Annotated in this window: 6 protein-coding genes; 2 read left to right on the forward strand and 4 right to left on the reverse strand. The window is 69.6% G+C overall.

The window, feature by feature from the left end; all coding sequences use genetic code 11:
* The first annotated feature begins 754 nt into the window (after window positions 1–754).
* Both ACIQK6_RS42885 and ACIQK6_RS42890 read left to right on the forward strand, forming a co-directional pair.
* The gene (locus ACIQK6_RS42885; RefSeq protein WP_402697803.1) at window positions 755–1,294 is read left to right on the forward strand and encodes a GNAT family N-acetyltransferase; all 540 of its coding nucleotides are present in this window, start codon (window positions 755–757) and stop codon (window positions 1,292–1,294) included.
* 106 nt (window positions 1,295–1,400) lie between these two features.
* Window positions 1,401–2,522 (forward strand): IS630 family transposase, encoded by a 1,122-nt coding sequence (locus tag ACIQK6_RS42890; RefSeq protein ID WP_402697804.1) that lies wholly within the window; start codon window positions 1,401–1,403, stop codon window positions 2,520–2,522.
* 35 nt (window positions 2,523–2,557) lie between these two features.
* On the opposite strand, the gene ACIQK6_RS42895 is transcribed toward ACIQK6_RS42890, so the two are convergent.
* From ACIQK6_RS42895 to ACIQK6_RS42910, 4 genes are all read right to left on the reverse strand, one after another.
* Window positions 2,558–3,094, reverse strand: a complete 537-nt coding sequence (locus tag ACIQK6_RS42895; protein ID WP_402697805.1) for an SMI1/KNR4 family protein — start codon at window positions 3,092–3,094, stop codon at window positions 2,558–2,560.
* Window positions 3,095–3,218: 124 nt separating this feature from the next.
* Window positions 3,219–4,016, reverse strand: coding sequence for a hypothetical protein (locus ACIQK6_RS42900; protein WP_402697806.1), 798 nt, complete (start codon window positions 4,014–4,016; stop codon window positions 3,219–3,221).
* Window positions 3,944–6,736, reverse strand: coding sequence for a DEAD/DEAH box helicase (locus ACIQK6_RS42905; RefSeq protein WP_402697807.1), 2,793 nt, complete (start codon window positions 6,734–6,736; stop codon window positions 3,944–3,946). The genes ACIQK6_RS42900 and ACIQK6_RS42905 overlap by 73 nt, the downstream gene beginning before the upstream one ends.
* On the reverse strand, window positions 6,721–7,593 hold the full coding sequence (locus tag ACIQK6_RS42910; protein ID WP_329105057.1) for a hypothetical protein: 873 nt from the start codon (window positions 7,591–7,593) through the stop codon (window positions 6,721–6,723). The genes ACIQK6_RS42905 and ACIQK6_RS42910 overlap by 16 nt, the downstream gene beginning before the upstream one ends.
* Window positions 7,594–8,338 lie beyond the last annotated feature (745 nt).

Here is an 8,338-nt window from a genome sequence, read left to right on the forward strand (position 1 = left end):
GGCAAGATCATGCGCCGTCTGCTGCGCGACGTGGCGGAGAACCGCGCGGTCGGTGACGTCACCACGCTCGCCGACTCCTCGGTCATGGACCTGATCCAGACCAAGCTGCCCTCCCCCCAGCACAGACAAGGCAACTGATCCACCGGCGCCGCCCGCGCGACGGCCACGCGCGGGCGGCCTGCCACAAGAGACGGGCCCCGGCCGAACGCCGAGGACGGCTGCGACGGTCCACCGTGCACCGTGTTACCGCGGCCCGTCCCGAGCGCGCCGCGAATCCGCCCCGGTGACGGCAGCAGCCCGCCCGTCCCGTGGCGGAAGGCACTCATCGGTACGACAGTGCTGGCCGCCGGTCCCCTCGCAGTCCAGGCTCACGGCTAGCAGCTGGACGTTCACTCCGCCTGTCTGCCACCGGCGTTGGCGGGATTCGCAGACGTATGGCCCCGAGCAATCTCCGCTGGCGAAAACCACCTCGGAGGCTGGGTCGCACCCCGACCGACACGCCCAACCGCAAGATCCGAACGTCAAGTCCCACAGCATCCCGCCCACAGGCAGGAGGCCCGGGGGCTCGGCGTGCTGGCGGATGCCGGACCCCCCGCCCGTCTTCCGCCGTCGCACCGTCACAAGGCACGCAGGGCCAAGTCCTTGTGCCGGGACCCCAGGCAGTAGCCCCCGCGTCGGCCCGAGGCCGCCACCCTCGTCCGACAAGGTGCGCACAGCGCCACCCCCTGCCCCGCCACACGAGCCGAGGACAACCGTGCCCACCCACGCCCTCTACGCTGCCAAACCCATCGCCTCGCACACCGTGCCCTGGACCTATGAGCACGCTGCTACCCAGACGACCACGAGACCCGCCACACTCGCCGACTACGACGCCGTCAACCAGCTTCACAACCGCAGCTCCCTGGCATCGCGCTTCGCCCGATACCAGAGCGCCCGCCGCGACCTTCGCTTCGCAGAGTGGAGCCACCTCACCAACCCGGACCGGGCCAGCTCATGGGTCTCCCACCCGCGGCACAGCCCCCACGACGTCGTGGCCACGATGAACCTTGTCCGCACCACGGACTCCAGCACGGCCGAGCTCGGCCTTCTCATCGAAGACGGCTGGCAGGGGCGCGGGCTCGGAACGGCACTCGCAGCGCAGGCACGCGCGACGGCCCGGAACCTCGGATGCTCCTCCCTGGTCATCGTGACGGGTGCGGACAACGTTCGAATGCTCAAGATCATTCGCGGGCTCGGAGCCACACCCGCTCGGACGGGCGGCACAACCCTCGCCTTCTCCCTCCCGGTGGCGTGAGCCCGTGCCGCACGGCACCGTCTAGTGCTGTGACCGCATAGGTTCACCGGGTTGCTCGTTGTGCTGGTTGGAAGTGTTGACGCTTCCAACCAGCAGGGGAGGCGGGATGGCACCACCGGTCAAGGTCCGGAGGCTGACGGAGCAGGAGGGGCGGAAGCTTCAGCAGACTGTGCGGCGGGGCAGCACGACCTCGGTGCGGTTTCGGCGGGCGATGATGCTTCTGGCCTCGGCCGGCGGCAGCACGGTTCCGGTGATCGCTCGGCTGGTCCAGGCGGACGAGGACACCGTCCGGGACGTGATCCACCGCTTCAACGAGATCGGGCTCGCATGCCTCAACCCTCAGTGGGCGGGAGGCCGTCCTCGCCTGCTGAGCAGTGACGACGAGGACTTCGTCATCCAGACGGCCACCACCCGGCCCACCGTGCTGGGCAAGCCCTTCACCCGCTGGTCGGTCCGCAAACTGGTCGATCACCTCCGCAGGAACATAGCCCGGCCCGTCCGGATCGGCCGCGAGGCCCTGCGGTGCTTACTGGCCCGCCGCAGGATCACCTTCCAGCGGACGAAGACCTGGAAGGAATCCCCGGACCCGGCCTTCGACGCCAAGCTCGCCCGGATCGAGTACGCGGTCAACGAGCGTCCGGACCGCACGTTCGCCTTCGACGAGTTCGGGCCTCTCGGCATCCGCCCCATCGCCGGCTCCTGCTGGGCCGAACAGGGCCGCCCCCACCGGCTGCCTGCCACCTACCGCCGCACCCACGGCATCACCTACTTCCACGGTTGCTACTCCGTCGGCGACGACAAGCTGTGGGGCGTCAACCATAGACGCAAAGGCATCGACCACATCTGGGCCGCTCTGCGGTCGATCCGAGCAGCCCGCCCGGACGGCGGCCCGATCTACGTGATCCTCGACAACCTCTCCGCCCACCTGAACTGGAAGATCCGCAGGTGGGCGGCCAGGAACAAGGTCGAGCTGTGCTTCACACCCACCTACGCATCCTGGGCCAACCCCATCGAGGCTCACTTCGGGCCGCTGCGGCAGTTCACCCTCGCCAACTCCCACCATCCGAACCACACCGTCCAGATCCGGGCCCTGCACGCCTACCTGCGCTGGCGCAACCAGAACGCCCGCCACCCCGACGTCCTGGCCGCCCAACGACGCGAACGCGCACGCATCCGCAGCGAACGAGGTCTCCGCTGGGGCGGCAGGCCACTGCCGGCCGCAGCCTGATCGCCCGGACCTGGCAACCCATCCCGGGCACAGCACTACATGTCGAAGGGTTCGTAGCGGGCGTCGCCTCCGGGCCAGGCGCGGTCCATGAACGGCGCCCGGTCGAGGCCGTCGAAGCAGCGCATCAGGAAGTCGGTGAAAGTGCCGCTGGTGCGGTACCACTCCGCGCATTCGCTGCCGACCACGATCTCCCAGTTGCCCGGATCTGGGTCGCTGGCCAGGAAGTAGTACTCGCTGTTGTGCTCGTCGTGGCCCCAGCGGATGAGCCCACCAGGGTCGGGGTGGAAGGGGAAGGGGTAGAGGTCCTCCCACCCTCCCCGTGCATCGCGCCAGGCCTCCAGGGACCAGAAGTCTTCGAGTTCGGCAGGGGCCATGAGACCAGTCGGCCGGTCGAGGTGGAGGTACCCGTCGAGGGTTCCGGGCCCGTACACGGCCATGAAGGCCTTGTAGTCCGCGGGCAGCGTGACACCGAGGTGCTGTTCGGAGGCCTCCCAGACCTCTCGGCGCGGCCAGCCCCACGCCTCCTCCGGCTCCCCGAGCAGTGCCTGGAGGCGTTCCAATGCCGATGGCATGTCTTCCCCCGTCCCTGAGCTGTGACCGGCTGGGAACATCATCAGCCTCCCTCTGACAACACCGAGCTGCCCAGCGTCCTCAACCCGGCGAACCTTCCCGGTCACAGCACTAGCGGGCCGGTGGCTACCGGCTGCGGCGGGTGGTGACGAGTTGCCCGTCGTGGAGGCGGTGGTCGAGGTCGAGGCCACTCTCGAGCATCGCAAGGACGTCGAGGTGGCGGTCGGCAGGCACGGTCGCCACCTGGTGCTGGTCGCGGTCGATGCGGATGGTCGGGTGGCGTTCGCTGGGTCGTGCGACGTCGACCGGCCCGTCGGGCGTTCCCGGTACCAGCCGGGTCAGCGGAGTGGTAGTGGCGCGGTCGTCGAGGAGCCGGTTGATCGGGTCGGAAGGAGTGCGGACGTAGTCGAGGAGGTCCTGGATTTCGTAGTCGCTCGCCCCGTACTGCTGCGCCCAGCCGTCGATGTGGTGTTGGGCGGTCCACCGCCGGAGGTCGGCCGACCGGTGCCTGAGACGGGCGGCGTCGTGGCCGAGGAGGTGCGCGATGCGCCTGGAGGTGACGCCGGAGGTAAGTAGGGTCAGGGCCTGTTCGGTGTCGACGCCGTGCCGGATGTGCCAGGCCGTGTGCTGGTTCAGCCTGGGCGCGTCGGGGGAGAGATCGGGGCTGGTGTTGACCAGGTTGATCAAGGCGCCGACGGTCCAGCTCAGGGCGTGCCCGAAGGCGGTGCTGATATTGCGTACCGCCTGTTCGAGCGCCCACGCAGCCGGAATGTCAGGCTGCCAGGAGCGGGCGAGGTCGGGGATCGCGGTGCCGGAGATCCACTCGCGGAGGGCAGGGGCGACCGGGACGTTCATCTGCGTGCCCCGGGTTTCCTTGTCCTTGAAGCTCCAGGTCTTGGTGACCTCCGGGAGATGCTCGAGCAAGCGGTCGAAGACCTGGTGCTCGGTGAGGAAGTCGAGGGTGCGCTGCAGCGGCCATTCCGCCGGTTCAGAGCGCCAGCCGCCGCCGGTGGTTCGGGTGGCGTCGTCCACAACATCCCGGTTGAGCAGCACGGCAAGGTGTTTCCGAGCCAGTCGAGGTAGCGGGCCGACCCCAGGCTGGTGCCGGTTCCAGCCCACCTGCCGGCCGGGCCGGGGTCGGTGGTCTCGAACACTGCCGCGACCTGGTCCGCGATTGAGAGCCACCGGTTGGTGGTCCGCCCGTTACCGGTCTGGGACAGGGCGAACAGCGAGTCCAGGATGTCGAGGGGTCCCCCCTGCGGCGCCGGCGAGGCAGCGTGGAGATGCAGTACGAGCCAGACGAAGGAGGCGAAGTCCGCGGCGACGCCGTCGGCCAGCGCGAAGACGCCGTCGGCGTCCTGCCGAAGGGTGTCCTCGGCGGCGGCGAGATCGGCCAGGGCATCGCTGGTTAGCAGTGTGGAGACGACGCGCAGCTGCTCCGGGTCGGGGTTGAGGATGTCGAACTCGGTGGGGTGGGGCGGGTAGGGGCGTGTCAGGAAGATCCAGCCCTCGCTTTCCCGGCCGGCCCGCCCGGCGCGGCCGATGGCGTTGAGGAGTTCGGCAGGGGATAGGGCGCGCTGGCCGTCGTAGGTGAGCGGGTCGCCGTCGACCTTGTGGTGGACGATGACGGTGCGCACGGGCAGGTTGACGCCGTCGGTGAGGGTGCTGGTGCTGGCGATCGCCAGGAGATCGTCGCGGCGCAGAGCGCCCTCGATGGCATGCAGGACGTCCTCGGGCAGGGCGCCATGGTGGTAGGCGACGCCGTGCCGGGTGCAGCGCACCAGTGGGTGCTCCTCGCCGAGGGTGTCGGCGAGATAGTCGGTCAGGGCCGTGGCCTCGGATCGCTCGGGCAGGCGGTCGGCGATGGCGAGCGCCGCGTCACGGGCCTCGCGCCTGGTGCCGACGACCATTAGGACGCTGCCGGAGGCGGTGAGCTCCGCGGCGCCGGCGGCGAAGATCTTGTAGTCGGCGATCCCGCCCGGAAGGCGAGTCCGGGCAGTCCACCGCCCTGCGGCGCCGGCGAAGCGCCGCGTTCCCACCTCGCCGGTGGTCAGCCGGGCGATGGTTGAGGAGGCGGTCGGCCGGACGGCGAGAAGGGTCTCGACCGGTACGGTGGCGAGCACCGGCGAGGCATGCTTCGCCGTCGGCAGCCGCTCCGCCAGCTCGGCCTGCTCAGCCATCAGGTTCGGGTACATGAGGCCGTGCATTCGGCGCGGGCCTCGCCAAGTGTCGGTGAAGTAGACCTCCCGCTCGGGGCGCTGCGGGTCGAGCCACGAGGCGATGTCGCCCTTGTTACCGACGGCCGCGGACAGCAGCACCAGCCGGACGTCGCTGCGGGCCTGCAGCAGCGCGAGCAGGCTCTCCAGCACGAAGCCGCGCCTGCCCTGGCCCAGGTGGTGGGCCTCGTCGACGACGACTAGCCCGACATCGGCCAGCGCCTCGCCGGGGTTGTTGCGGATCATGTGCATGAGCCGCTCGGGGGTGACGATCTCCACGTCCGCACCGTCCGACTCGGCTGACGAGGCCCACGCGCCCAGTGGGAACTCCGGCTGCTCCGCGGCCAAGCGCCGCCCGAGCACCCGCAGTCGGCCTCGCAGGGCCGAGCGCATCTCACGCCCGAGACTGCGCATCGGCGACACGTACACCACGCGCCCGGGGCGCTGCGCCAGGTGCGAGCAGATCACCAGCTGAGCCATCAGTGTCTTGCCCGCACTGGTCGGCACGCTGATCAGGCTGCGTGACGTCGCCGGATCGAGCGGGTTGCCGCGCTCCAGCTTCAGGAGCTGGCGCTGCGGCGGCCAGAGCGTCATCACCGGCGGCCTCGACAACGCGAAGCTCCGCGCCACGGCCGGGGGAGTACCCGGAGGAAGTAGCTGGTACAGGCTGCTGGCCGACATCTCCCCGCTCAGCTGGAACAGGTGCGCGGCAACCCACCGCGCCAGCCGGTCACCACGGCCGGCCGTCTCCGTCATCACGTCCATGAGCAGCCGCTGAGCGGACAGCAGATCCTGCTCCTCGCCGAACCCCAGGAACTGGTACAGACGGAAGACCGCCTCAACGACGGCCTCCGCGGGCCCATACATGGTCCCCGTGAGGGACTCGCGGCGCATCACTGCCCGTACCCCGCGCAGTTGCCGCCGCCACGCCCGTAGCGCCCGGCCCAGCTCCGGCCGATCGAAGCTGAGAAAGACCACGCCAGCCTCCACCGCGAGGGTGCCGATGTGCAGGCGGAGTTCACCGGTGAAGTCGATCAGAGAGCTGATCTGTCTGTAGACGGCGGTGGCGTTCGGGTCCTGCTCGCTGCGCCGGTATCCGGCCTGCGCGGCGAAGGCGATCTGGAGCCGTTCGACCGCCGGACGCCGGTCGTCACCGAGGGCGAGGTCCATCAGGTGCGCGCTGGTGGCGAAGGCCTGTCGCACACGTACCGCGTCGTAGCCGGGAGTATCCGGGTCCAGTGCGGCGAGGCCGTGCAGAAACCATGCGGTGGCGAGCGTCTCGTCCTCAATCTCCCGCTCACCGCGGAACGCGGCGACCTCCAACTCGGTCATCGCCGCCAGCAGGTCCGCGGCGCTGGGCAGCACCCCGCCCACCCGGTACTCGCCGAGCGCAGATGCGAGCACCTCCGGGTCTAGAGTGCGCTCCACACGTACCTCCTTACGGTCTTGGCGAAGTCCTCAAGATCCTCGATCGCCACCACCAAGCCTTGCAGTGCGCCCGCGTGGGCATGGGTGGTGAAGTGCAAGTGGGAACGTTCGAAGGCCGTATCCGGGGTGTCCGCGGCATTGATGGCCACGCTGACCCCGCCGCTGCCCGACTCCTTCGCATCCACCCACTGCCGCGCCATCGAAGCGACAAACCCCCGGGTGTCGGGGGCGAGCTCCCGTCCTCCCCACGAGATCTGACCCAGGTACCGTGCGCCCCAGGTGTTCAGCTGCTGCCATGCCTTGCGGATCGTGTCGCTCGGCTTCGTCTTCTCCGCGGTGAACTTCTTCATCTCCCACAGCCGAAAGACGAACCCCAGCTCACTGCCGGGCACGCGGTGAATCAGCAGTCCGTCGGGCCCGCTGTCGGTCACCGTTGACGACGGCGGGTCCAGGATTTCCACGCTGCGTCCGGGTTCAGGGGGGAGGTCACGGGTGGTGAGGTACCAGAGCCATTCGCCCACGTAGCCGGTAACACCAGTGTCGTCGTTGGCCTCAAACACAGGACCCGCGTACAGAAGGACGTGCGCGTGGTCGGGGCCAGCCAAAGTGGTGCCGGCCAGGACGTGGTCGCGCCAGAGCTGGTAGGCATGATCGTCTAGGTCGGTGCGGGCCTGCATCACCTCGTCCGCGATGACCCAGGCGGCCGCGGCGCGGTCCTTGGGCCTCTGGCCGATGGTCACCACCAGGTCCCATGGGCACACCTGCCCATGGCCGCGGCTTTCCCTCCGGGTGAGATCGACCAGGCGACCGCCGACGTCCAGGGCGTGCTCCATCGCCTGCTGCGCAGGTATCGACACCCGCCCCACCTCCCGCTTTTACCCTGCGCCGGGACCTGGGGTGCCGACACGGGCCACCCTATCGAGCCCGAAGATCGCCGCGCAGCCTCCTGCGGCGAAATCGTGGAGTGGCTCACCGAATGCACGGGCTGCCCGATTTGCTCGCGATCGCTGGTGCTCGTGCCCGCGCTGGCTCGTCGACGACGGTCACGCTGTGCCAGCCCAGCCCAGCCCAGCCCAGCCCAGCCCCCGCGCACTCAGCCGACGAGGGGCCGCGGTTGGGAGGGCTTCATCGAGTGGGTCGCACCAGGTGGTGCACTACTAGGCCGGCCCGTGCGGCCGGTCGCCAGAGCGCTGGGGGTCTGGCCGGTCGCGGAACCAGCGTCGCGTGTACCTGCCAGCGGGGCCGGACGGAGGACAGTGTGGCGAGGACACGGCGGCTGCCGCGGAGCGCGTGGCAAAGCCTGAGCTGTTCCGCTGCGCCGTGCCGCCATGCGTGTCAGAGGGTTTCGCCTGCCTCGCCCTCGGGCGGGAGTCTGGTCCGTGACTGGTCCGGGAGATGTGACTGAGCGACCCCTTTCCGCACCTAGCGTGATGCCTCTGTGTCGATGGGTGACGCTTCGGAACTGGCTTCTGGAGGGCAGTTTCCCTTCCGGGGGCTCGACTTGGCGGTCTAGAAGACTCGTGAAGATCTTGTTGGAGGGCCGTCCGGCCGTAGGCCGGGAGGCCCTCTCGCTTATGCGGTGGCCGTGGTGAGCGTCCAGGT

Origin of the sequence: Streptomyces sp. NPDC091682, from assembly GCF_044756625.1 — a bacterium.
In the GTDB taxonomy this organism is placed as follows: domain Bacteria; phylum Actinomycetota; class Actinomycetes; order Streptomycetales; family Streptomycetaceae; genus Streptomyces.

Bases quoted from the DNA above. Each gene is read 5' to 3' on its own strand.
- ACIQK6_RS42890 (WP_402697804.1), top strand. From the start codon at position 1,401: ATGGCACCACCGGTCAAGGTCCGGAGGCTGACGGAGCAGGAGGGGCGG.
- ACIQK6_RS42895 (WP_402697805.1), bottom strand. From the start codon at position 3,094: ATGCCATCGGCATTGGAACGCCTCCAGGCACTGCTCGGGGAGCCGGAG.